Raw genomic sequence first — 22,742 nt, forward strand, 5'->3', positions numbered from 1 at the left:
TCTGAACGATTTTTGTTCATTGAATTTCCTATAAACAGTTTAGCCCAAGTACTTGTAAATTTCAACGATTTAAGGAATCCCCACCTAGACCAATCAAAAAAAGACTGGCGGCCGCCGTTTAAAAAACAGCTGCTTGCGCCAGTCTAAGAGCCACAAAAAATCAGGCTTTTTTCTCAAAGTAATTTCCCGGTACTACCGAGATCGTTTTGGTCTGGGTATCGACATCTTCAACATACAGCAGAGAACTGTAATCGCTGATGGCCCGCTTGCCTTTGAATTTCGTTTCGGCAAAAACCGTAATACCGACTAATTCGGCTTCAAATTCTTCAATCAAGCTCTTCATCCCATTGACCGTGCCGCCGCCTTTCATAAAGTCATCGACCACCAATACTCTAGAGCCGCGCTTTAAGCTGCGCTTGGATAATTCCATTTTTTCGATGCGCTCTGAAGAACCAGAGACATAATTGACACTTACGGTCGAGCCTTCAGTGATCTTGGAATCACGACGCACGATCACGAAGGGAACATTCAAGTAGTAAGAGACTGCTTGAGCGATCGGCACTCCTTTAGTAGCAACGGTCATCACCGCATCGATTTGTTCGCCTAAATATTTGGAAGCGATGATGCGGCCGACTTGGCGCAGCAATTCCGGTTCGCCTAATAAGTCAGATAGATAAACATAGCCGCCAGGCAACAAACGGTCTTGCTCAGACAAGCGTTCTGCCAGCCCTTCGACGTACGCATACGCTTCTTCTTCAGAAATTTCAGGCACAAAAAAAACACCGCCAGCAGCGCCTGGCACGGTATCAAGAATGCCTGTTCCTCGTTCTTTAAAGGTCTTTTTGATAATAGATAAATCTTCGCTAATCGATGATTTTGCAGAGGCATATCGTTTAGAAAAGAAGGACAATGAAATCAATTCATGGGGATGATTCAACAAGTAATGTGTCATATCGATCAGTCGTTCACTTCGACGTATTTTCACACCGGACAACTCCTTTAGTTTATTCGCCTTATTATAAGGCTTTTTCGGGATAAATGCGAGCATTATCTAAAATATTGCTTATATTGTTCGGTTTTGATTAGAGTTTAAAAAAAAGAAACGAAAATTCTTCGTTTCTTTTTCATAAAGCCCTTTATTTTAGGCGTTGTTTTCGTTGGACGAGGATCACGATGCGTTTGATCAAATTGATCACTAAGAAAAGAGCGATAAAAACCAGCGTGATCGTCGCTCCCGGTGGTGTGTCCAAATAAAAGGAACTGGTCAAACCAGACATCATCCCAATCATGCCGATCACGACACTGATCAAAATCACGGCATTGAAGCTCTTGCCTAAACGCATACTGATGGCAGCTGGTAAAACCATGATCGCAGAGATCAACAATGCACCCGCAATCGGGATCATCATGGCGATTGCCACCCCCGTCAAGACATTAAAGAGCATCGACATCACTCGCACAGGCAAGCCATCGACATGAGCGGTATCTTCATCAAAGGTCAAAATGTACATGGGCCGTTTGAATAAGAAGAATAAAGCAAAAACGACTAAAAACAAAAAGCCTAAGATCCAGACTTGTTCTTGTGTGATCGTAACGATCGACCCAAACAAATACGATTGGATACTCGTTGCGGAGTTCCCCCCGCTAAGGTTCATCAAGACGAGGGCTAACGCTAAGCCGCCAGACATCAAAATGGCGATCGAGATCTCTGAATAACTGCGGTACAGTGTTCGCAAGTATTCCAAAATGATTGCGGCAATGACTACGATCAATAGCGTCGTCAAACTCGGATTTAGATTTAGAAAGAAGCCTAGTGCCACCCCTGCTAAAGAGACATGGGACAGCGTATCAGCCATCAATGACTGTCGCCGAATCACTAGAAAAACCCCCAGCATCGGTGCGATACCAGCAATAAAAATCGCCGCAAGAAAAGCTCTTCTCATGAATTCATATGAAAGCAACGCCATGGTGAATCCTCCTTCCGCACTAAACGGATCTGACGGTCCGCGTATTCTTTGATATCTTCGTGATCATGGGTGATCATCAAAATCGACTTGCCGTGGTCATGAGCATTGTGCCGTAGCAGTTCATAAAACAGATTGCGAGATTGTTCATCCATCCCCGTAGTCGGTTCATCTAAAATAAATAAATCAGGGTCCGTGGCAAAGACCCGTGCCAAGCTGATCCGCTGCTTTTGGCCACCGGACAACTCGCCGATCCGTTTATGACGCACGTCCCACATCCCGACGGCATCTAATGCACGGCGGACATGTTCATGGTCTCGTTTCGTCAAGCGCTTGAACCAGCGATCTCTTGGGTAGCGGCCCGATTGGACCAATTCCAAAACGGTGCTGGGGAACCCGACGTTAAAGGAAGCAATCTGCTGAGGAATGTAGCCGATGCTTAATTTTTCACCAGCAGCATTTTTGGTCGCCAAGGTGACTGCTCCTTTAGAAGGTTTCAACAAACCAAGGGTTGCTTTGATCAAAGTAGATTTTGCCGCCCCATTTTCGCCAGTCAAAATCACGAATTCGCCGTCTTCGACAAAGTAGGAAATGTCTTCCAAGACGGGCTCATCATCATAATAAAAGGTCAAATCTTTTACATCGATATAACGCACGCAGGCGCCTCCTTAGTGAATACTTTTTTGTAATGCTGCCAAATTGTCTTCCATTACAGACAGGTATGTTTCGCCGTTATCCATCTGCTCTTGCGTCAAGCTTTCTAATGGATTCAAGACCGCCAGCTCCACTCCTGTTTCAGACGCTAAGGTCTCAGCCACCTTCGATGACGCGTTTTCTTCAAAATAGATAACTTTGACTTGTTTTTCTTCTACATATTCTTTCAGCTCAGCCAACCGACTTGGTGTTGGTTCTTGATCGGGTGAAATGCCCGAAATCGATTCTTCGACTAAATCATACTGCCGTGCCAAATAGCCAAAGGCTGCGTGCTGCGTAACGAAGGTTCGTTGGGTCGCATCCTTTAACGCCGCTTGGTAGGCTTCATCTAGCGCAGAAAGCTTTTCGATATAGGCAGCTGCATTTTCCGTGAAAGTTGCCTTTTGCTCAGGAAACTTCGCAATCAAGTCATCGCGGATCGTTTCTACTTCTTGGATCGCTAAGACTGGGTCGGTCCAAACATGAGGATCGTACGTATGATCATGGCCTTCATGGCTGTCTTCGCTTTCGTGATTATGCGCGTCATGATCTTCCTCCTCTGTGCCTTCCACCAACTGAATGTTTTTGGCCGCTTCGATCACGGCTGTTTGCTCAGGATCGACGGAATCCGTCAAACTAGCGACCCAAGTTTCTAGCTCAGGACTATTGTAGACAAAGGCATCTGCATCCATGATTTTGGTCATATCTTTGGCACTTGGCTCATAGTCATGGGGTTCGGTTCCTGCAGGGATCAACAAGGAGACCTCTGCTGCGTCGCCTACGACTTCTTTCGTAAATTCGTACATTGGATAAAACGTCGTGACGATCGACAGCTTCTCTGTGTCACTCGATTGGCTTGTCGCTTCTTGCTGCCCACAAGCGCCAAGAAGCACGCCCCCTAAAAGGAGTGCTGTAGTAAGTAAGATTTTTTTCATCGGGATTTCCCCTTCCATTTGCTGGCTCTTCTTTTTATTTTAAAACGGAACAACTCCGTTTTGTTAGCAAAAGTTACTCTATCAAATGATTTCCGGTTCGTCAAGACAAATCGTACGTTTTACGATTTAAAACTTTTATTTCGAGATAAATCGGAAAACATAGGAGAAAACGTTCATTTGAAGCGGATTCTTCTCTCAGGAACTTAGCCATATTTTACGCCATTCGCCATGCACCCCTGCTGTACCAGCTTGAAAAATTAGAGAGTATGTAGGATAATAACCTAAAAGCACTTGGAGGAAACGAAGATGAACGAATTTGTAACTGTGCCGCCAACTGTAAACAACAGCGACTTGTTGACTCGAATCGTCTTACCAGAAGATCCTGCATCGTAGCAAACCGAAGAAATCCGCAAAACGATCGACAAACCATTGTATGAAGAAGACAAAAAGAAAAAATCCGCAAAGAAGCAGCACCAAAAAGAATAGCCTTTGCTTTACGTAAAGAATCAGACCCCGACGCCTTATTTTCGTCGGGGACTTTTTTGTAGGGCAGCTTCTAGATGCTTCCTTCCCCACTTCAGCTGCCTTTTTCTTTACTATTGAAATAGAAGGCATACAAAAAAACACAGGCGAATTCAGCCTGTGTCCTTGACTCATTCATTTCAATGTACGTACAAGATAAACCTCATCGCAGAATCCTTTTAAGGCATTATAGACCCGCTGTGCCCGCGAATATTTTTGACAAAGAGCAAAGACAGTCGGTCCGCTGCCGGTCATCAAGGCAACATCTGCGCCGTATTTCATCATGCGATCTTTGATCTGTTGGACGATCGGATACTTCGGGATCGTGATGGCTTCTAGGCTATTGCCCATGGCAGCGATCATTGCTGGATAATCTTCGGCTAAGACGGCGGCCGACAATGCCGCGATATCTGGATGGTGCAGTTGGTCTAGCTCAACTTCTTGAAAGATTTTCCCCGTTGAAACACTCAAACGAGGTTTAACCAAGATGACCCAACATTGCGGCATCGGCCGCAGCGGCGTCACCAGCTCCCCTTTTCCTGCAATATGGGAAGTGGTCCCATAAAGACAGTAGGGAACATCGGTGCCGACTTCCATACCAATATCGATCAGCTCTGCCATGGAAAGGTCTAAATCCCAGAGGCGAACCATCCCCCGCAGCGCTGCCGCACAATCCGTACTGCCCCCACCTAACCCAGCTGCCACCGGGATATTCTTGGTGATGCGGATACGGATGCCTTTTTTTATGCCGTAGCGTTTTTTTAAGATACTGGCGGCTTGATAGACATTATTGCGTTTGTCGATCGGCAAAAAGGCTTTGTTGGTTTCTATAATGATCTTATCTTCTGCTATCTCTTCCATTATCAGACGGTCGGCTAGATCAACACTAGACATCACCATTTCCAACTCATGGTAGCCGTCTGTTCTTTTCTCTAACACATCGAGACCGAGGTTGATCTTAGCTGGCGCTTTTTCAATAATCTCCATCTTCATTCATCCAATCATCTGATAGTTATTTAGTTCTATCATAGCAGATTCTTATAAGATAGTTGAGTGATTTCTCTTGTTTTTATGATTGTTGCCATTTTGGTTGCCCTTTGGCTTGGTTCCTCGTAAAATAGAAGTACCAACTCAATAGATAAAAGAAAGCGGGGGAACCACATGGCAAATTTGATTCCAAGAGATTTCGCAGGCGGCGAAGAACTATTAGGCAAATTAATGAACAGTTTTTGGCAAGAACGGCAAATGAATACGGACATTAAAGAGTACGAAGACAAGTATCTCGTTCAAGCAGATTTACCCGGCATCAAGAAAGAAAACATCCGCGTCAGTTACGTCAACAACACGCTGACGATTTCAGCGGCTCAAACAGAGACCACGGAAACCGAGGAGGATTTCGGACATTATTTGCGCAAAGAACGCTCTAGCAGTGCCTATCAACGGACCTTCACCATCACAGACATTGATGACGAGTCCATTAAAGCAGTGTTTGAAGACGGCGTATTGACCCTGACGTTACCAAAAGCCAGCTACAAAGATGCACCCGCAAAAAATATTCCGATCGAATAACTGAGATACCAAAAAGGCAGTCCCTTCAGAGAACGCTCTGGGGCAACTGCCTTTTCTTATTTGCGTGCTTGTCGTCGATACGCCTGTCTTGAGGTCTGTGGTTCTTCTTCAGAAATCTCTTTTTTGACGTACAATTTCAAACTGTATGGTTCATGGTATTTCACATCATTTTTGATAAAATCACCGCCAGTGATAAATAAGCCCACTGGCTCTAAGGGCTGTTTGCCTGTCCATTGGATCGTGCCGACTTTCGTCATCTCCGTGTAGCTAGTACCGATCTGCAATGCGTACTCATTTTCCCCTTGCTGTTTGACAAAATAATAAGGATACAAGGTGTTTTTCGGGATCGTAAAGCCGTTGGATGACGGTTTGATCGCCAATTCTTCTTGAGCGATCAAGGTCTGCAAATGATTCGCCAATACCAGCTGATAGTCTTCTTCAAAATGAATCACCGCTTTTTCAGTCGTCAAACGATCAATGTCGGTAGTGCTGATGGTTTCTCCTTCAATATTGAAGACTTCGTCTGGTAAAACTTTGACAAAGGCCTGAGTGACATCGAACTTCATATTTTTGTTTAAGAAATAATAGAAGATATTCAGTACCCAGAAGTAGACTAAGACCAAAAAGCCGACCGTATAAAGGATCGCTTGAAAATAGTTTTGGTTCGCAAACATCCCGTAGACGATCCGCAAAATATACGCCGTTGGAATGATACTGAGGATGGTATAGGCACGGTTCAAATATTTAGGACTGATATCGAGATAGCCCAAAAATTTATGGATGCCGTTGATTAAATCTAAAATAAGCGTCATTTTCTCACCTACTCATTTCCTTGATTCTCATCCATGATCCCTTGTGGATCTGGCGTGGTCTCTTCACTTGAAGAAGGTGTTTCCTGATTGTTTTCCGATGGTGCTGGTGAAACATTGGCATCGCTTGATGGCGTCGTTTCTGCAGGCACCGAAGAAGACGGAGTCGTTGCTGGTGTTGCTGGTTCACTGCTGGATGACGGTGTTGTCTGCTGGTCATCGTTCGTCGGTTGTGAGTCCGTGCTAGCAGGTGTCTGATTTTGACTGTCTTCTGTCATCGAAGAGGGTGTGCTTTCACTTGGTGCTTGTTCGGTCGTTTCCGTCGTCTCTGTTGTTTCCGTCGCACGACTTGGTTGGCGGTAGCTGCCTGAATTCACCACGCCGGTAGCAGTGGCAATGATCGTTGATATCGTTAAAAGTGCAATTGGTTTTAAAATAGGCGGGACTTTTCGCATGATTCTCATCCTTTTCTTACCCGATGTTGCCCATTGGCAGCCTCGGTTCCTTCAGCCTCTTCTTACCTTTATAATCGTTTCTGACAAAAGGGTCAAGATTCCAGAGGCTTCTGTCGCAGGATTTAAAAAAAACTAAACATGTAACCGTTTTCACAAAAAAACAACGACGGCAGTTGCCGCCGCTACACAAGGTATTCATAAAACTTTTCAAAGGTCAGCCGCAACGTGCCATGGTAATCCCGTAAAAGGGCGGGCAAGGCGATCACTTCTTCATGTTGGATCGGGGCATCGATTTGGATCACCGCTTCTTCTTCATCCAGATAATAAGAACTAAACAGTTCATCATCAGCGACTTCTTCTAGCTGATTGGTCAGCTCTTCATAAAACTTTTCTACGATCGGTTCTGCCAACTCATCAAAGACCGGCTGCAAGGCTGCTTCTACAGCTGGAAACGGCTGCGCGAGTAATTGCTGTCCGCTGAGGGAATGGCGGGTATTCTCATAGGTCAAATAAAGCAGGTCGAAATAATCCTCTTCTTCCCCGATCGCTTCTAGCGTCAAAAGGGCTTTTTCTACCAATGAAACCAAGGCCGAGGATACCTCCTGATGCATCACTGCATCAACTTTTTCAAATAATTGCTGTTTCTCGATGACAAATGATTCTTCCATAAAAGTGAATTCCGCTTTTTCAAAGCAAAGGGGGGTATCAGAGATAAATAGTTGGATCGTTGCCATGGCGTTGCCTTCTTTCTTTTTCAAGCTGCGGACAAACAGATGATTTGTCAACAGCGAAAATCTTCGTTAGCATAAATAATAGCAGGTGAACAAATTGTTCATCAAGTAATAAGGAGGAGATCGAATGAGTAAAGTTGCTGTTATTGTCACTGATCTAGTTGAAGATGTTGAGTTGACGTCACCAAAAGAAGCACTGGAAGCGGCTGGACATGAAGTAGTCGTTATTAGTAATGAAGGCGCCGAGACCGTCGAAGGCAAACAAGGTGGAACATTTACCGTCGATGCGGCCATTGATACGATCGATCCTGCAAGTTTTGATGCTTTGTTGATCCCAGGCGGTTTCTCCCCTGACCAATTACGGACCGATGAGCGCTATGTGTCATTGACGAAAGACTTTTTGACATCTGATCGTCCCGTCTTTGCCATTTGCCACGGCCCACAACTGTTTATCCAAACAGGACTGACAAAAGATTTGACCTTGACGGCTTATGATTCTGTGCGACCAGATTTAGCCTACGCAGGTGCCACCGTCAAAGATGAGCCTGTCGTGATCGACGAAACCTATCGGTTGATCACCAGCCGAAACCCAGATGACTTAGATGCCTTCAATCAAGCCATTACCGAGGCATTGAACTAACCACGAATAAGACTTGGTTTCTTAGAGAAAAAAAGCCGCCAATTGCAGCGTTCGATCCTTCGTATCGATCGAGCTGCAGCTGAGCGGTTTTTTCTTGCGTAGCTTTTCAGTTTTCAGTGAATAGCTCGTTTCCCGTTACTCGTCAGAGGGCAACTCAAAACCATCGAAAGTCTCGCCATCGTAATAGCGCAATAACTCTTCCGTCGATAATAAGGAAGACGTCATTTCTTCCTGTGCCTCATTGGCCTCTCGAAGTTGGGCAAGGTAAGCCGCGTAGGCTTCTGCCAACTGCCGATAAACAGCTTGCCGCGAAGTTCCTTCTGCTTGGATCGTCGGCAATTCACGGATAAAGGCCCGATAGACGGGGCGGTTTTCCTGCCATTCGATCGGCAACTCAATTACTTGAAGCTGGGCTTCTTCAAACCATCGTTCCATCGCTCTCCCTCATTTCTTTTCTTATTATCGTCAAGTTAGTAGCAAAGGTCAATCGGTGAGCAAAAAAACACAGAACAAGCGTTGAAAGAAATTAACACATCCGCAAAAGCTCGCTTGTTGGGCTAGCTTTTACGGATGCGGCAATTTATCTGCTTCTTCTGTGTGTTACTCGTTTTTATGCGGCAACATACGCATATTTTTCAATGTTTTGTCGGATCGTTTCAATCATGTCTTCATCTTGTAAGCCAGTGATTTCTGCAATGACTTCCGGTAGTGATTTTTCATCCAAAAGTGCTTGCAATTGTTGGCTTTGCTCATCTTCAGGATCTTTGTAGTTGAAGATCATGCCGATCGTTTCATAGAGATGATCTGGCTGCATGTTGCGTTTTTCTAACTCAAGGACTGGTCGGATAAAGCGTTCTTCGGTTCCTAATTTGCGGACAGGTGTCCGTGCCACCCGTGTGATGGCATCGGAAATGTGTTTGTTTTTAAAGCGTTGGATGATTTTTTCGATATACCGTTCATGTTCTTCAGGATCAAAAGCCCACTTCTCAATTAAAAGCCGCCCAGTTTCTTCGAGAACGGATTTTAATTGGATAACCACTAAATGGTCCTGCATCGCTTCATCGATCGTCTGATAGCCTTGGAGGGCGCCTGTGTACGCTACCGTAGCATGACCCGTATTGACACTGAATAATTTCCGTTCAATATACGGTTCTAGGTCCGCCACATAATGGACCCCTTGCAGATGGATCGAGGATTTCATCCCTGACTCTTGGATCACCCATTCACAAAAAGGTTCTACTTGAACGAATAAGGGATCTTCATGGTGTTGCAACGGTACGATGCGGTCCACCGCTGCATCTGGAAAACCAACCGTCGCTTCCAATGCTGACCAATCCGCAACGTATTTTTGCACTTCGCTTTTTAAAAAGGTCGATCCGCCGATCATGTTCTCACAGGCGATCACATCAATGGCTGGCTTTTCTGGGTGTTGCTGACGTGCTTCTAAGCCATTGGCGATCAGCTCAGCGATATGCGGCAAAATGTTGGGACCAATGGCGGTCGTAAGGATGTCTGCCTCGGCGATCGCTTGGATCACCGCTTCTGGTTCTTTGGCATTGTTCAATCCCGTCACATGCTCGATGTGGATCTGTTCTTGGGTCTCATCGGCTAATTCGATGGTATACCCTTGTCTTGCTTTTAAGGCGTCAATGATCGTTTCATTGACATCAATAAATGTGATTTCAAAGTTGTTGGCAGCCAATATCTCGCCGATAAAGCCGCGACCAATATTACCTGCACCAAAGTGAACTGCCTTCATGTCTTGTCTCCTCCTTAAATCCTTATGCTACGGTCAAACTTTGGGCGATTTCTTCTTTATCTAAGGCATCCGCCAATTCGACAACGTTATCGATATCGCTGCAAAAGAGGGCGATTTGTTGGACCAATTGCAGATGATCTTCCCCTTTGCCCGCGATGCCGAAAAGGACGGTGACGATTTTTTCTTCGTCCGCGGTACCGAAATTCACGCCATCAGGTACTTGCACGATACAGATACCAGATTTTTTGACGTATTTTTTGGCTTCATCCGTGCCGTGAGGAATCGCAATAAAGTTCCCCATATAGACTGAGAGCATCTCGTCACGCTCAAGCATGGCTTCGACGTATTCTTTTTCCACACAGCCTGCCGCCAGCAATTTTTCGCCGCAGTAACGAATGGCTTCTTCTTTGGTCGCAAATTGTTTGTTCAATTCAATCATGTCTTTTTCTAATACTTGCATTCGGCTCATCCTTTCTTAATTCGCTGCTTTGATCGATGCTACGATCCGTTGATAGTTCGTCGTTCCCATCAAATTATTGACAGATAGGTGGATCGCTTCTGGCGCTGACGTTTGCGCTTGCGGCGTTAGGGCTTCTTTTGTGATCACCAGTGAAGAGGCGTTGGCATGGAGATCATTGATATGGCTTTTTCTGATTGGCATCGTCAGAGCTTCTTTGGCTAAAAGATCTTGGAAAACTTTCTGAGCCATCGTTGCCGAACCTTTGCGATCATCGTGGGCCAAAATGATTTCACTGACTTGCTTAAGGTCATTGGCGGAAGGAACATCTATCTGGTTGCCTGCTTCAGACTTTTTTGCTGTCTCCCCCGCTGTCTTAGTCCCTGACAATGTGGCTACGATTTCATCGTACCGTGGAGAGTTCAGGAAATTTTCAACCGCGACAAAGGTCGCATTTGGCGCTTTTTGTTTGGCACGTTCTTGCAATTCTTCTTGAGTGACGATCAGCGTATTGGCATCGTCCGTCAAATTGTTGATGGCGGAATTCGAGACATTTTGTGGAAGACCCGCTTCTTTGACTTTTTTACGTAAGATCGATGCCCCCATAGCACTGGAGCCCATGCCTGCATCACATGCGAAGATGATACGATTGATGCCAGTCATTGGTTGAGCCGCCAAGCCTTTTGAGCTGAGTTTTGCTGCTTGCGTTTGTTGTACTTTTTCTTCAAAATTATCCACCGTATCCTTCGCATCCGCTTTCAAGATCGCGGCAGCGACGATAAAGGACACGCCTGCTCCTACGGCAATTCCGGCTAAGACAGAAACGACACTCATCACTGAGTTGAATGGCGTCATTGCTAAGATCGCAATGATCGAACCTGGTGAAGCAGGTGCCCGTAAGCCTGCACCTAGCAATTGGAAGGTAAAGCTTCCTGATACACCGCCGGCAATCACTGCTAAGAACATCAATGGTTTCATCATGACGTATGGGAAGTAGATCTCATGGATCCCACCGATAAAGTGAATGATGATCGCTCCAGGTGCCGAAGATTTCGCTGCTCCTTTTCCGAAGAAAGTGAAGGCTAGCAAGACTCCTAAACCAGGTCCAGGATTGGCTTCTAATAAGTAAAGGATCGATTTCCCAAATTCGCTGACTTGCTCAGTACCTAATGGTGTCAAAATTCCATGGTTGATAGCATTGTTTAAGAATAAGATTTTTGCTGGTTCAATAAAGATATTGGCTAATGGAATCAAGTGGGCATTGACGATTACTTCGACCCCTGCTGCCATTGCTTCTGTCAAGGTGTTCACAACTGGCCCGATTGCTACAAAGCCCAGTAATGCTAAGGCAAAACCGATCAAACCTGATGAAAAGTTGTTGACCAACATTTCAAAGCCAGCGCGAACTTTGTCTTGGAAGATCTCGTCAAATTTCTTGATGACCCAACCGCCTAAAGGACCCATGATCATCGCACCCAATAGCATTGGGATATCCGTTCCGACGATGACCCCCATCGTTGCGATCGCCCCAACCACGGCTCCGCGGTCACCAGCAATCACTTTCCCGCCAGTATACCCGATCAAGATTGGGATCAAATACGTTAGCATTGGACCGACCATCGTTGCAAAGGCTTCATTTGGTAAATACCCATCTGGAATAAATAATGCCGTTAATACACCCCATGCAATCAATGCGCCGATATTCGGCATTACCATACTCGACAACGTACTGCCTAATTTTTGAACTTTTGCTTTGACTGATGATTTGGCTGCTTTTTGTGTCTGTTCCATTTTTTTCTCTCCTCTCGTCTGCTTACAACCTTATTGTAGGCGCTTCCCAAAAAGCTCGAAAGTCGTACTTTGGCACAAAAAACTGTGCCAAAACTTGTAGCCAAACGGATAAAACAAAAAAAGGCGAGCAGCCCCTGCACTCGCTTATTTTCGTTATGTTTCACGTGAAGCATTTTTTTGGATTTTGCCAAAACACAAAAAAAACGTGTACCCGCTCCTTCTACACAAGGTAGAAAGAGCAAGTACACGGAGGCAGCTCATTCATTTATTTCGTTCGCTGCTCTTGTTGCAAGCCAGCCTGCTGCTGATCGCTTATTCTTCTGCCAGCAAAATCTGTTGGATCTCTTCAACCGATTCGGCATCACTAAGCACCCGAACATTCTGCATATCAGAACAAAAAAAGGCGATTTCTTGCAGAACAGCTAATTGCTGCTCTTTTAGGACGACTACGAAAAGGATCGTAGCGATTTTAGGCTGCTCCTTCGTGCCGAAGTCGACGCCATCAGGCACTTGGATCAAAAAGAGTCCTTCTTCCTTGATCCATTGCTGGGCTTCTTCTTCCGCATGGGGCAATGCCACAAAGTTACCGATGTAAACACCTGTTTTTTGATGGCGACGCAAAAGGCTTTTGACATAGGGCAAGGAAACGATCTCCTGGTTGACTAAGTACTCGCCAATTTTTGTCAGAGCCTCTGTGGCATCGGTAAAGTGTTGATCCAACAAAATCCGCTCCTGTGGAATATACATCGCTGATCCCTCCTATTGTTTTACTTCTTCAATCAAGAGCGAAGAGAGCAACTGATAAATAATCGAATCATTGCCCGAATTAAAAATCTCCGTATTTAGATCATTCATAATGATCGAACCACTGATTTTTCCTAACATCTGAGAGCTTGTTTCATTGATAGGATACGGCGCCAGCATGACTAATAAACGGGTAACAGCGATTTCTTTTTTATCCATCGCTAAAAGAGGCAAAGGTTGTTTCAAGTCGAAAATACGAAAAACTGGTTGCAGGATCGCCGAGCTCGCCGCGTGAAACAAGGCAAAGTGAGTATCAGGAATGCCCACTGGCGCTTGGAAGTAGCGCCGTAAGAGACGATCAACGACTTTCTCACGATCCAAAACAACATGTTCATCAAAAGACGTCAGTACCAGCTGTAACGTTTCTTCCAAGTCCGCTGGGTTATCAATGGCTTGCACTTGAAACAGCGCCAATAGCTGGTTAATGGCTTCGATAAAAGCCAAGACCGCTTCATAGGATTCCTCTTTGACCAAAGCAGAGGGTGCTTTTTTTGCGGAACGTTTTTTCTGACTAATGGCTTGGAAGGCCTTCTTCAACTCTTGAATATCTTCTTCTAGCAGGATCGGTGAAACGAGTTTGTACTCTCCTTGATACCCTGGCAGCAAGGAAGTCGAGATCACCAAGTCATAGGTCTCCTCGATATTTTCCCGTTTGACATCTCCCACTCGAAAGAAGGTGATTTGATTGATAAAGGGAAAATGTTTCCGCAGCTGCATCTCTAATAAACTGATGGAGGCTAATCCGCTAGGAGAGATCCCTGCAATATTGACTTCTAACACTTTCGGATTTTTTTCCAACGAATTGGCAAAATGCAGGACCATATAGGCGATTTCTTCTTCCGAGAACTGCTGCTGCGGAAAGACCTGCGGCAGATGATTACGAATCCCGCTGGCGATCTCGACATACTGGTTCATGATTTTTTCTAGGATAGGGTTGTTCAAATGATCTTCTTCTAAAATAGCCCGCGTCATCACTCCTGAGATATGGGTCAGCAGCATTTTATACAAGTTCGTATCTTCATAAAACGCCACTTCCGTTTGCTCACTGACCAATTCGATCAAGCGTTTCACACGATAAGCCAAGTCAGTATCAAAATTGTCATCAAAAAAATCACGATCAAAGGAATTAGCAAAATCACCTAGTAACACGGCAAAAAAGACGATTTCGTTGATGGAATAAAGCAGTTTCGTCTTTTCGGCGATCTGAGCAAAAATCTTTTTCGCCACCTTCAGCAAGTCTTTGTTGATCTGACTCGGGTACGTCTCTTCTTCCACCGTGTAGCCCAAAGCTACCCGATCCATGGCTAGCGCCAGCATCAAGACGATAAACGCCAATTTGCGGTCACTAAGTTCCTTGAACTGCGGCTCGATGGTTTCTCGAATCAGCCGCTGGGCTAGCAATAGATGGTCACGGGACAGAAATTGAAAAATAAACGGGGCTTCATCATCGGTTTCCAGTAAATGGAAAAATTGGTACTCATTGATCTCCATCACTAGTGTATTGGCTGTGATCAACCGCCGATATTTTTCGGAGCCTTCGATCTCATACCCTTGATTGCGCACGATCCTTAACGGCAGCCGTGCGAGACTTTCTTCTAGCTGTTTGATATCTGAAAAAAACGTCGTATTGCTGATTTGGTAGCGATCCAAGAAGAAATGACTAGATACAGGTTTCGTGGCGGTAGTCAGTTGCAGCAAAATACGATGTTGTCGCTCACTAGCCGCGAATTCTTGATCGGTATCTGCCATAATGGCTTCTTGCAATTGGCGAATGCTCGTTTCTGATGCAAAAATTTGGAAATGACCACGACCGACCTTCTCTAAGGTAGCTCCTACTGTTTCCAGCGATTTTTCTAGATTAGCCAGTTCACGGTACACCGTTCGTTTACTGACTTTTAAGACTTGCATCATGCGATCTAAAGAAACTGGACCGGTACTATTCATCAATTCCGTTAATAAAAGTGTTTCACGATTGGTCAAAAACATAGTCGACTCCTTCTGTCAGTAACTGACGATACGCATCTGTCGTCAATAAATCATCCACCACCAGTAAAGGAACATCTGGGATCGGGCACTTTTCTGCAAGTTCTTTCGGGAGGATATAGACTGCCGTAGGGTCAAGAGCTTGTCCTTCATACGCCATTTTTTTGATGGTCAAAGACAGCGCTTGTTGGCGGGCCATTTTGCTTAGTATCTCCACTGCCATCGTTTGTGAACCGCGTTTTTTTCCAGTATACAAAAAGATGATCGTTGAAAATCCTAGCGAACTTGCTGCCTCGGTTTGCAGCGATTTTTGCGGATCCTGTTCTCTTCTTTGTAATTCTTTAATCAGCGGGGCATACTCATCTGCCGCCAAAAAATTATCTAACACATAATGCTGTGCGTGTGGTGTCTGCTTTTGGGCAATAGCTGCTAATTCCCGTTGGGTGATCACCAAAAGCGCGGGATCATCGATCACACGATAAATCGATTGATAGCGGACAGGAAACGTTAGCTGGGCTTCTTGTAATTGTTTTTTTAGTATGCTAGCACCAATCGCACTGGACCCCATCCCTGCGTCACAGGCCACGACGATCTCCGTGACTTTCTTCATTTTCGGCATCTTACGCTCCTCATTTTCTGTATTGGTCTTCCGTTTTAACAGCACACTAGCGATCGCAAACGATACGACCGTACTGACGACAATCCCAGCTAAGACACTTAGGATCATAGACGGTGGTGTATTGAGTAAAATCGCTAAGATCGAGCCCGGAGACGCCGGTGCTCTTAAGCCTACCCCTAAAAATTGGAAGATCAGCGTGCCACTGAAACCACCAACGATCGGACCGAGCAACACCCAAGGATCGAGCAGAACAAACGGGAAATACACTTCATGAATCCCACCAATAGCCTGCACAAAAACAGATGCTGCGGCATTCGTTCGGTTTCGCTTTGAACCAAAAAAAAGATACGCCGCTAAGACCCCTAATCCTGGACCGGGGTTGGCCTCGATCAAAAATAAAACCGACTGACCATTGAGTGCCGCTGCTTCGATCCCTAGCGGTGTAAATAGACCGTGGTTGACAATATTATTAAAAAACAAAACCTTCAATGGTTCTACAATGATATGAATAAAGGGCAAAACGTTTTGCTGAACAAAATAATCAACGAGCTGATAGCTGCCGAGACTGAACCAATTAAAAAGCGGCGCCAATAGGAAGTAACTGCCTAAAAAGAGGAGTCCGCCAAACGCACCTGCAATAAAATTGCGCACCAGCATCTCATAGCCACTTTTGACTTTGCTCACGATCGAATCACTGCGGTACAATAGCCAGCCCGCTAGCGGCCCCAGCAGCATCGCCCCAAAGACCTGGGGAATATCGGTTGCGAGAATAGCCCCTAAGACCGCCACTGCTCCTACGACCCCACCTCGTTCAGGCGCCAACATCTGCCCACCTGTATAGGCGATCATGAGGGGCAGCAGCACAGTCAAGACCCCTTGTTCCATTTGCTGGATCACTTGTTGATCGACTGAGAAAAAAGGCAGCAGGAATGAAATCAGCATCCACGCAATAAAAATACTTAAATTCGGCATCATCATGCGAGAAAGATAATTCGTATAAAACTTAACCGTTATCATTTTTTCTCTGGAAGACGAGGTCTTGTTCATTTTATCCGCTTCCTTTCTCTTCTCTATTATAAGATGTTCTGGCAAGACTGAAAACAAAAAAAGCATACGTTTTTTTAAAACAGAAATCAAAAAAAGCTGACGTAAAACGCCAGCTTTTGAAATAGCTTCAATTGATTTAGTTTACGCGTACCGCGAAATCTGGTGAGTAATAAGAGTAACTGCTAACAGAAACATTTTGACCTGGTGTTGGTGCATGAACGTATTGTCCGTTACCCATAGCGATCGCCACGTGGTGTGTGCTTCCGCGGCTACCCCAGAATAACAAGTCACCAGCTTTTGCTTCATTGATCGAGATTACCGTACCAGAAAATTCTTGTGCGTAAGTTACCCGTGGTAATGAGATCCCAACTTTAGCAAATACATATTGTGTAAAGCCAGAACAGTCAAAGCCGTCTGGTGTCGTACCACCCCATACATAAGGAGTACCAATGTATTTCATTGCTTCTGCTACGATTGCTGAACCGTTGACCGTTTGTGCGGGTGCAGGAGTATTGCTTGCACCATTGCCGCTATTGTTCGATCCTTGGTTGTTATTGCTATTGTTATTGTTGGCAGGAGTCGATGGTGTCGTATTTGTTGAACCGCCACCTTGTGATGAACTGCCTTGCGTAGTATCAGTCGTCGTACTAGAATTTGTTGTTGAGTTTGATGTCGTTGAATTCGACGTTGAAGACTCGCTTGATGCTGCTTCCTGAGTAGCTGCTTCAGCTGCTGCCGCTTCTTGAGCCGCTGCTTCTTGTGCTGCTTGTTCACGAGCTGCTGCCGCCGCCGCTTCTTCTGCAGCGATGCGTGCTTGTTCTGCTTCGTATTCTTCTTTTTGTTTTTCTAAATCAGCTTTTTCATCTTCTTTAGATGCTTGTTGAACAGCCAATTCCGCTTGTAAAACATTTAAATCGGCTTGTTTGGCTTGTAGATCCCCTAATTGTGTTTCTAGCTCAAATTGGTTCGCTGCGATTTCTGCCAATTTATCGTCGTTTTCCGCTTTTTTCGCTTCAACTGCTTCTTGGTCTGCCTTTTGTTGATCCACAAGATCTTTGTTAGCATTGACGATCGTCGTCATTGCTTGCACACGGCCAATAGCATCTGTTAAAGAGTCAGCTTCTAATACTGCATCAATAAAGTTCGTGCTTTGACCATTGACTTGAACGTCACGGGCTTGTTTTTGGATCGCTTCTTCACGCTTTTCGATTCTGACTTTCAAATCAGCAATTTCTTGCTTCAACTTTTCAGAATCCGCACGCAAATCACCTTGTTGTTGCAACAAAGTTTGGGCTTTTTCATTGATTGCAGCCACGTCGCTTTCAAGTGCTGCTACTTGTGACTGGATGCTCGCTTGCTGGTTTTGCAAGTCAGAGATCTCCTTATTTTTTTCTTCAATTTTATTGTCAAAATCTGATGCAAAGACAAGTGTCGGTGCTGCTGCAGAAGTAAGAACAATTGAACTTACTAACAATAAAGATAAAATTCGCTTTTTCACTCTTCATTCCTCCGGCTGTTGCTTCCCCTAATATGGTTTTTTTATGTATAAATGCTTAAGAATACCTAAAGTCCTTCACGATAGTGTGATTGTAACACAGCCGTATGTCAGAGAGATAAAAGGAATATTACAAAAACATTTCAATCGCTGTTATTTTTATACAGTCAAACGCAAAAAAAATGAAGCTATTCGTCTTTGAATAGCTTCATGAATGGAACGACTAAAAGGATAAACAAAATGATGTTCAATAAAAGCGTAGGTGCTAGAAAGCGGGAAACAAAGAATGACGTGCTAACTGAGGCGATCTTAAATAGCAACTGGACGCCCAACGTCACAACTTCTAAGCTTGTAACAAAGATGATCATTCCGAAAAACATGGTAAATACATTTTGATAAAGCGTATTTTGCAAAATATACATGATCCACACGATCAAGGGAAACGCCACCGTGTAGATGCCGATCACACCGACATAATACACGTCATAGAGGCAGCCGATCACAAGCGCCGTGGTGATCAAAAAGTTTTTCGGCAAATACTTCGCGCCACATAAAAGGGCGATCAATAAAAGATGCGCACTGGCGATATAATTGTCTTGGGTCCATTTTTCTAAAAAACGCGTCAGTTGTCCATCTGCCAACATCATCAAAAAGAAGACGCCCGCTGCCAGGTATTTGATGTAGTCATGCTTTTTCATGGCTATTCCTCACCTGCCAAGCGTTTGATAATCGTTACTGCTTGAATATCATACATTTGGGCATACGGTTTTACAAACACTTGGGTATCAAGACCAAACTCATCTTTGGTGGTACGGATCACTGTTCCGATCGCTAAGTCGGCAGGTGAGTTTCCTCCTAATCCAGAGGTCTGCACGACATCGCCTTCCTTCAGCTCATTGTCCCCTGTCAACTGGGTAATGACCAAGGAACGTTCTTTTTGATCGTAACTACTTAGAATCCCAAAGTTTGACCCATCTTCGCCGCTGATCCGAACCGGATAGTGGTTAGAATTCTGGTTTTCAGAAGTCAAAAGTTCAATTTTAGAAGAAGCTGCATTGACTTCTATCACACGACCAATCAAGCCTTTTTGCGACATGACCGCCATGTTGACCTCAACGCCGTCTCTTGAGCCTCGATCCACGATCAGCATATCTTGCCAAGTATCAGGTGACCGATTGATGACATTGGCGGAGATCCGTTCATAATTCGTCAAGGTCGCATTCAGCTCTAGCTCTTCTTTCAAGGCATCGATTTCTCTTTGCGCATTGTCCTTCGCTTGTTCCAATTCATCAAAACTGTCCAATTTCTCTTTTAAACGTTCATTTTCTTCATACGTCACAAACAAGTTTTTGACTGAATTCGCACCATTTTCGATCCAACGAAAAGGCGCCGTAATCACTTTATCGATAAAGCCAACGGAGTCATTGACCGTTGATTGCACAACATTGGTGGAGTTTCCCGCAGCTCTGCGGGCGATCGTCACGCTTAATACGGTGACAACTAAAATCACAATAATCAATGTGATGATAATATTTTTATTAGGATTAAACTTTTTCACAAAGACACCTCAAATAATTCCAAACTGTAGTTCCAATTTTACCATTAATACCCTGCAAACAAAAGCTAAGTTGACCGTCTTAATGTTTTTTTTGTAATTATGTTTCTGAAATTTTCAACAAAAAAAAGAGACGTTTCGTCTCTTAATCACAACTTTGAATGACTGCTATCATCCCGCTGCTAAAGGAAAAACCTGCTGCTTGTGTCAGAAATTCATTGCTGGCATAAGAAGTTGGGTACGGCACTTGGACGTTTTCTAATAAATACTTGCTACCTGTCAACGTCAAATCTGTTACCGGCGTCAAACAGCAATACGCCAAATACTGCATCTCGGGTTCTTTTTCTAATTGATAGGTGCCTGGTAAAAAGAACTGAACGACATTTTGACGATCTAAAAAACGCAGATTTGGGGCAAATGGACGAAACCGATCTTCTAAAGGCAGCCATAGATTGGCTAAAAGATGGTCGAGACGTCCTCCTGTTGCACCAATCAAGTCGATTTGCGCTTCTGGATAGCGACGCAACGTCTCCACCAATGCCAATTGGGTATCTGTATCATCTTTTTCAGCAGGAGCTTGGATCACTGTGTTGACTTGTTGTTTGACTGCTTGCAGTTCGCCTGCGGTCAAAGAGTCGAAATCACCAATCGCTAGATCGACTGGCCGTTGGTGCTGAAGCAAAAACAATGCCCCGCGATCAATCCCAATATATTTGTCATAGGTCATCAGCGGTGGCCAATTTTCAGGGCGCCCCCCTGCTGCTAACAAAATCTTCATTTATTGCAAAGCTTCTTTCAAGGCTCTGATTTGTGCTGCAGGTTCATCGGCATCGTAAATATAGCTTCCTGCTACGAAGACATTTGCACCTGCTTCCAAGCAACGTTTGGCTGTCTCAGGAACGATCCCGCCATCTACCTCGATATCATAATGGTAGCCTTTTTCTTCTTTTAAAGCAGCCAGTACCGCAATTTTTTCTAGTGATTCTTCAATAAAGGATTGCCCACCAAACCCTGGATTGACCGTCATGACTAACACTTGATCACACATGGATAAAACATGTTCAATGGCTGATACTGGTGTGCCTGGGTTGATGACGATTTCTGCTTTGACATTTTCTGCCACAATCATTTGGATCGCACGATGGATATGAGGCGTTGCTTCCGCGTGGATCCCAATTATATCTGCCCCAGCTTCTGCGAAGGCATGGATATACTTTTCTGGTTCGGTGATCATTAGGTGAACATCCAACGGCAGTTTGGTAACTGGGCGAATCGCTTTAACGATATTTGGGCCTAAGGTAATATTAGGGACGAAATGACCGTCCATCACGTCTACGTGAATATAATCTGCGCCATGGCGCTCTACCAGCTCAATGTCTCTTTGAAGATTTGCAAAATCGGCACTTAAAATAGATGGTGCTAGTTTTATCATGCTTTTCCCTCACTTTTTCTTCTTTTTATAAACCGGACGTCGGTTTTCAATCTCTTCTAAAAATTGCACGTAATTCTTATAACGAGTCTCGGCAATCTCATCTGCTGCAACCCCCTGCTTAACTGCACAATCAGGTTCATTAAGGTGCCTACATTCCCTAAAACGACAGTTGGCAGATACCGCTAAAAAGTCAGGAAATAGTTTGGGTAACTCCACCGCTTCGATTTCCAAAAAGTCGATCGAACTAAATCCTGGTGTATCGGCAACCAATCCATCACAAATCGGCAAGAGCTCCACATGACGGGTCGTATGTTTCCCCCGCCCGAGAGATTCTGAGATCACTCCTGTTTCCAATGCCAATTCTGGGACGATCCGATTCAGCAATGTCGACTTTCCAGCACCGGATTGTCCCATAAAGACGGTGATCCGCTCAGGAAAGTACCGTTGAAGTTCCAATAGATCTTCGCCTTCTGCTTTTGACGTGATCACGTGGTAGCCAATTGCTTGATAGGTCTCCTCAATTGCTTTCATTGCGGCAAGATCTTTCACAAGATCCGCTTTTGTCAAAAAGATGATCGGTTCGATCCCCTCATACTCTAACGTCACTAAAAAGCGATCCAATAGATTATAGGAGAAGTTCGGCTCAACTAGACTTGTCACGACTACCCCTTGATCCACATTTGCGACTGGCGGTCGAACTAGCTCATTTTTTCGCGGCAAGATCTCTAAAAGATAACCGTCTGTTTGATTGCTGCTTTCAAAGATCACTTCATCCCCCACCAAAGGAGTGATTTTTCGATTCCGAAAATTTCCTCGAGCGCGGGTTTGAAAGATTTCATCTTCTGATGCCACATAATAAAATCCGCTTAGCGCTTTGATGATTTTTCCCTTCAAACAATTTCCTCCTCGTTTTTTACTATTGTATCATATTTTCAGGTCTTCTCACTGGCTGAAAACACAAAAAAAAAGCCTGAAGCGAATGCTTCAGGCATCAAAAAATCGGGAAGACAGGATTCGAACCTGCGACCCCTTGGTCCCAAACCAAGTGCTCTACCAAGCTGAGCTACTTCCCGATAATAAAAATGAAACAAATAAAAAGACTACGCGCCCAAGAGGAGTCGAACCCCTAACCTTTTGATCCGTAGTCAAACACTCTATCCAATTGAGCTATGGGCGCATATTATGAAATGCCGAGGACCGGAATCGAACCGGTACGGTGATCACTCACCGCAGGATTTTAAGTCCTGTGCGTCTGCCAGTTCCGCCACCCCGGCTGAAAATTGCTAAGGCAAAGCGGAAAACGGGGTTCGAACCCGCGACCCCCACCTTGGCAAGGTGGTGCTCTACCACTGAGCTATTTCCGCATATTCCTGATGCCGGCTAAAGGACTTGAACCCTCGACCCTCTGATTACAAATCAGATGCTCTACCAACTGAGCTAAGCCGGCAATGAAGTGCGGGTGAAGGGACTTGAACCCCCACG

At 44.8% G+C, this 22,742-nt stretch carries 23 protein-coding genes and 6 tRNA genes (1 of these 29 running past the window's edge); 2 read left to right on the plus strand and 27 right to left on the minus strand.

The genetic code is table 11. The features are described from left to right. Window positions 1-160 precede the first annotated feature (160 nt). From purR to ispE, 5 genes are all read right to left on the minus strand, one after another. Window positions 161-985 (minus strand): pur operon repressor, encoded by an 825-nt coding sequence (purR, locus tag IGI72_RS17750; RefSeq protein ID WP_005230273.1) that lies wholly within the window; start codon window positions 983-985, stop codon window positions 161-163. 151 nt (window positions 986-1,136) lie between these two features. Further along, complete coding sequence (locus IGI72_RS17755; protein ID WP_005230272.1) at window positions 1,137-1,967, minus strand: metal ABC transporter permease; 831 nt, start codon at window positions 1,965-1,967, stop codon at window positions 1,137-1,139. Then, window positions 1,940-2,620 (minus strand): metal ABC transporter ATP-binding protein, encoded by a 681-nt coding sequence (locus tag IGI72_RS17760; RefSeq protein ID WP_005232967.1) that lies wholly within the window; start codon window positions 2,618-2,620, stop codon window positions 1,940-1,942. Before IGI72_RS17760 ends, IGI72_RS17755 begins: the two co-directional genes overlap by 28 nt. Window positions 2,621-2,632: 12 nt before the next feature. After that, complete coding sequence (locus IGI72_RS17765) at window positions 2,633-3,592, minus strand: metal ABC transporter substrate-binding protein (RefSeq protein ID WP_438755028.1); 960 nt, start codon at window positions 3,590-3,592, stop codon at window positions 2,633-2,635. Window positions 3,593-4,249: 657 nt separating this feature from the next. After that, a complete protein-coding gene (gene ispE, locus IGI72_RS17770; RefSeq protein WP_005230268.1) occupies window positions 4,250-5,101 on the minus strand; it encodes a 4-(cytidine 5'-diphospho)-2-C-methyl-D-erythritol kinase in 852 nt (283 codons plus the stop codon). Window positions 5,102-5,275: 174 nt separating this feature from the next. On the opposite strand from ispE, the gene IGI72_RS17775 reads away from it, so the two are divergent. Beyond that, window positions 5,276-5,683: an Hsp20/alpha crystallin family protein gene (locus IGI72_RS17775; RefSeq protein WP_005230267.1), complete on the plus strand. Its 408-nt coding sequence runs from the start codon at window positions 5,276-5,278 to the stop codon at window positions 5,681-5,683. A gap of 56 nt (window positions 5,684-5,739) precedes the next feature. Here the strand turns inward: IGI72_RS17775 and IGI72_RS17780 are convergent, their stop codons facing one another. The 3 genes from IGI72_RS17780 to IGI72_RS17790 form a co-directional block, all read right to left on the minus strand. Then, a complete protein-coding gene (locus IGI72_RS17780) occupies window positions 5,740-6,495 on the minus strand; it encodes a DUF6681 family protein (protein ID WP_005230266.1) in 756 nt (251 codons plus the stop codon). A gap of 8 nt (window positions 6,496-6,503) precedes the next feature. Further along, a complete protein-coding gene (locus tag IGI72_RS17785; protein WP_060791861.1) occupies window positions 6,504-6,947 on the minus strand; it encodes a hypothetical protein in 444 nt (147 codons plus the stop codon). 182 nt (window positions 6,948-7,129) lie between these two features. Continuing rightward, window positions 7,130-7,681: a hypothetical protein gene (locus IGI72_RS17790; RefSeq protein ID WP_438755128.1), complete on the minus strand. Its 552-nt coding sequence runs from the start codon at window positions 7,679-7,681 to the stop codon at window positions 7,130-7,132. Between the two features lie 124 nt (window positions 7,682-7,805). Between IGI72_RS17790 and IGI72_RS17795 the strand changes: the two genes are divergently transcribed. Further along, window positions 7,806-8,318, plus strand: coding sequence for a type 1 glutamine amidotransferase domain-containing protein (locus tag IGI72_RS17795; RefSeq protein ID WP_005230261.1), 513 nt, complete (start codon window positions 7,806-7,808; stop codon window positions 8,316-8,318). A 135-nt stretch (window positions 8,319-8,453) separates the two neighbouring features. On the opposite strand, the gene IGI72_RS17800 is transcribed toward IGI72_RS17795, so the two are convergent. The 19 genes from IGI72_RS17800 to IGI72_RS17890 all read right to left on the minus strand — a co-directional run. Then, complete coding sequence (locus IGI72_RS17800; RefSeq protein ID WP_005230258.1) at window positions 8,454-8,753, minus strand: hypothetical protein; 300 nt, start codon at window positions 8,751-8,753, stop codon at window positions 8,454-8,456. 175 nt (window positions 8,754-8,928) lie between these two features. Beyond that, on the minus strand, window positions 8,929-10,077 hold the full coding sequence (locus IGI72_RS17805) for a mannitol-1-phosphate 5-dehydrogenase (RefSeq protein ID WP_438755031.1): 1,149 nt from the start codon (window positions 10,075-10,077) through the stop codon (window positions 8,929-8,931). 22 nt (window positions 10,078-10,099) lie between these two features. Then, entirely contained in the window at window positions 10,100-10,537 is a 438-nt protein-coding gene (locus IGI72_RS17810; protein WP_005230254.1) for a PTS sugar transporter subunit IIA, read from the minus strand. A 15-nt stretch (window positions 10,538-10,552) separates the two neighbouring features. After that, a complete protein-coding gene (locus IGI72_RS17815; protein WP_074536328.1) occupies window positions 10,553-12,325 on the minus strand; it encodes a PTS mannitol transporter subunit IICBA in 1,773 nt (590 codons plus the stop codon). A gap of 312 nt (window positions 12,326-12,637) precedes the next feature. Then, complete coding sequence (locus tag IGI72_RS17820; RefSeq protein ID WP_005230245.1) at window positions 12,638-13,072, minus strand: PTS sugar transporter subunit IIA; 435 nt, start codon at window positions 13,070-13,072, stop codon at window positions 12,638-12,640. Window positions 13,073-13,084: 12 nt separating this feature from the next. Then, window positions 13,085-15,115 carry a BglG family transcription antiterminator gene (locus IGI72_RS17825; protein ID WP_005230244.1) on the minus strand — a complete coding sequence of 677 codons (2,031 nt, stop codon included), beginning with the start codon at window positions 15,113-15,115 and terminating at the stop codon, window positions 13,085-13,087. Next, window positions 15,096-16,844 carry a PTS sugar transporter gene (locus tag IGI72_RS17830; RefSeq protein ID WP_438755034.1) on the minus strand — a complete coding sequence of 583 codons (1,749 nt, stop codon included), beginning with the start codon at window positions 16,842-16,844 and terminating at the stop codon, window positions 15,096-15,098. Before IGI72_RS17830 ends, IGI72_RS17825 begins: the two co-directional genes overlap by 20 nt. 70 nt (window positions 16,845-16,914) lie before the next feature. Continuing rightward, window positions 16,915-18,276, minus strand: a complete 1,362-nt coding sequence (locus IGI72_RS17835; protein ID WP_015510633.1) for a C40 family peptidase — start codon at window positions 18,274-18,276, stop codon at window positions 16,915-16,917. A 185-nt stretch (window positions 18,277-18,461) separates the two neighbouring features. Continuing rightward, the gene (gene mreD, locus IGI72_RS17840; protein WP_010748845.1) at window positions 18,462-18,971 is read right to left on the minus strand and encodes a rod shape-determining protein MreD; all 510 of its coding nucleotides are present in this window, start codon (window positions 18,969-18,971) and stop codon (window positions 18,462-18,464) included. 2 nt (window positions 18,972-18,973) lie between these two features. Beyond that, a complete protein-coding gene (gene mreC / locus IGI72_RS17845; RefSeq protein ID WP_010748844.1) occupies window positions 18,974-19,831 on the minus strand; it encodes a rod shape-determining protein MreC in 858 nt (285 codons plus the stop codon). Between the two features lie 142 nt (window positions 19,832-19,973). After that, on the minus strand, window positions 19,974-20,606 hold the full coding sequence (locus IGI72_RS17850; protein WP_159161244.1) for a thiamine diphosphokinase: 633 nt from the start codon (window positions 20,604-20,606) through the stop codon (window positions 19,974-19,976). After that, complete coding sequence (gene rpe / locus IGI72_RS17855; protein WP_015510634.1) at window positions 20,607-21,260, minus strand: ribulose-phosphate 3-epimerase; 654 nt, start codon at window positions 21,258-21,260, stop codon at window positions 20,607-20,609. A gap of 9 nt (window positions 21,261-21,269) precedes the next feature. Then, the gene (gene rsgA / locus IGI72_RS17860; protein ID WP_349713334.1) at window positions 21,270-22,154 is read right to left on the minus strand and encodes a ribosome small subunit-dependent GTPase A; all 885 of its coding nucleotides are present in this window, start codon (window positions 22,152-22,154) and stop codon (window positions 21,270-21,272) included. A gap of 105 nt (window positions 22,155-22,259) precedes the next feature. Next, a tRNA-Pro gene (locus IGI72_RS17865) sits at window positions 22,260-22,333 on the minus strand. Between the two features lie 30 nt (window positions 22,334-22,363). After that, window positions 22,364-22,437 (minus strand) — tRNA-Arg (locus IGI72_RS17870). An 11-nt stretch (window positions 22,438-22,448) separates the two neighbouring features. Then, window positions 22,449-22,534 (minus strand) — tRNA-Leu (locus IGI72_RS17875). 18 nt (window positions 22,535-22,552) lie between these two features. Continuing rightward, window positions 22,553-22,624: transfer RNA gene (locus tag IGI72_RS17880), tRNA-Gly, on the minus strand. A gap of 10 nt (window positions 22,625-22,634) precedes the next feature. After that, window positions 22,635-22,707: transfer RNA gene (locus IGI72_RS17885), tRNA-Thr, on the minus strand. Window positions 22,708-22,714: 7 nt separating this feature from the next. Beyond that, window positions 22,715-22,742, minus strand: a tRNA-Leu gene (locus IGI72_RS17890) (it continues 54 nt past the right edge of the window).

It is taken from the genome of Enterococcus sp. DIV1059_2 (assembly GCF_051713685.1).
GTDB classification, from domain to species: Bacteria; Bacillota; Bacilli; order Lactobacillales; family Enterococcaceae; genus Enterococcus_D; species Enterococcus_D casseliflavus.

Bases quoted from the DNA above. Each gene is read 5' to 3' on its own strand.
- IGI72_RS17790 (WP_438755128.1), bottom strand. From the start codon at position 7,681: ATGGCAACGATCCAACTATTTATCTCTGATACCCCCCTTTGCTTTGAA.
- IGI72_RS17775 (WP_005230267.1), top strand. From the start codon at position 5,276: ATGGCAAATTTGATTCCAAGAGATTTCGCAGGCGGCGAAGAACTATTA.
- IGI72_RS17805 (WP_438755031.1), bottom strand. From the start codon at position 10,077: ATGAAGGCAGTTCACTTTGGTGCAGGTAATATTGGTCGCGGCTTTATC.
- IGI72_RS17820 (WP_005230245.1), bottom strand. From the start codon at position 13,072: ATGTATATTCCACAGGAGCGGATTTTGTTGGATCAACACTTTACCGAT.
- IGI72_RS17810 (WP_005230254.1), bottom strand. From the start codon at position 10,537: ATGCAAGTATTAGAAAAAGACATGATTGAATTGAACAAACAATTTGCG.
- IGI72_RS17800 (WP_005230258.1), bottom strand. From the start codon at position 8,753: ATGGAACGATGGTTTGAAGAAGCCCAGCTTCAAGTAATTGAGTTGCCG.
- IGI72_RS17830 (WP_438755034.1), bottom strand. From the start codon at position 16,844: ATGCTTTTTTTGTTTTCAGTCTTGCCAGAACATCTTATAATAGAGAAG.
- IGI72_RS17795 (WP_005230261.1), top strand. From the start codon at position 7,806: ATGAGTAAAGTTGCTGTTATTGTCACTGATCTAGTTGAAGATGTTGAG.
- IGI72_RS17825 (WP_005230244.1), bottom strand. From the start codon at position 15,115: ATGTTTTTGACCAATCGTGAAACACTTTTATTAACGGAATTGATGAAT.
- rpe (WP_015510634.1), bottom strand. From the start codon at position 21,260: ATGATAAAACTAGCACCATCTATTTTAAGTGCCGATTTTGCAAATCTT.
- ispE (WP_005230268.1), bottom strand. From the start codon at position 5,101: ATGGAGATTATTGAAAAAGCGCCAGCTAAGATCAACCTCGGTCTCGAT.
- IGI72_RS17780 (WP_005230266.1), bottom strand. From the start codon at position 6,495: ATGACGCTTATTTTAGATTTAATCAACGGCATCCATAAATTTTTGGGC.
- IGI72_RS17815 (WP_074536328.1), bottom strand. From the start codon at position 12,325: ATGGAACAGACACAAAAAGCAGCCAAATCATCAGTCAAAGCAAAAGTT.
- IGI72_RS17785 (WP_060791861.1), bottom strand. From the start codon at position 6,947: ATGCGAAAAGTCCCGCCTATTTTAAAACCAATTGCACTTTTAACGATA.
- IGI72_RS17755 (WP_005230272.1), bottom strand. From the start codon at position 1,967: ATGGCGTTGCTTTCATATGAATTCATGAGAAGAGCTTTTCTTGCGGCG.
- mreD (WP_010748845.1), bottom strand. From the start codon at position 18,971: ATGAAAAAGCATGACTACATCAAATACCTGGCAGCGGGCGTCTTCTTT.
- IGI72_RS17765 (WP_438755028.1), bottom strand. From the start codon at position 3,592: ATGAAAAAAATCTTACTTACTACAGCACTCCTTTTAGGGGGCGTGCTT.
- IGI72_RS17850 (WP_159161244.1), bottom strand. From the start codon at position 20,606: ATGAAGATTTTGTTAGCAGCAGGGGGGCGCCCTGAAAATTGGCCACCG.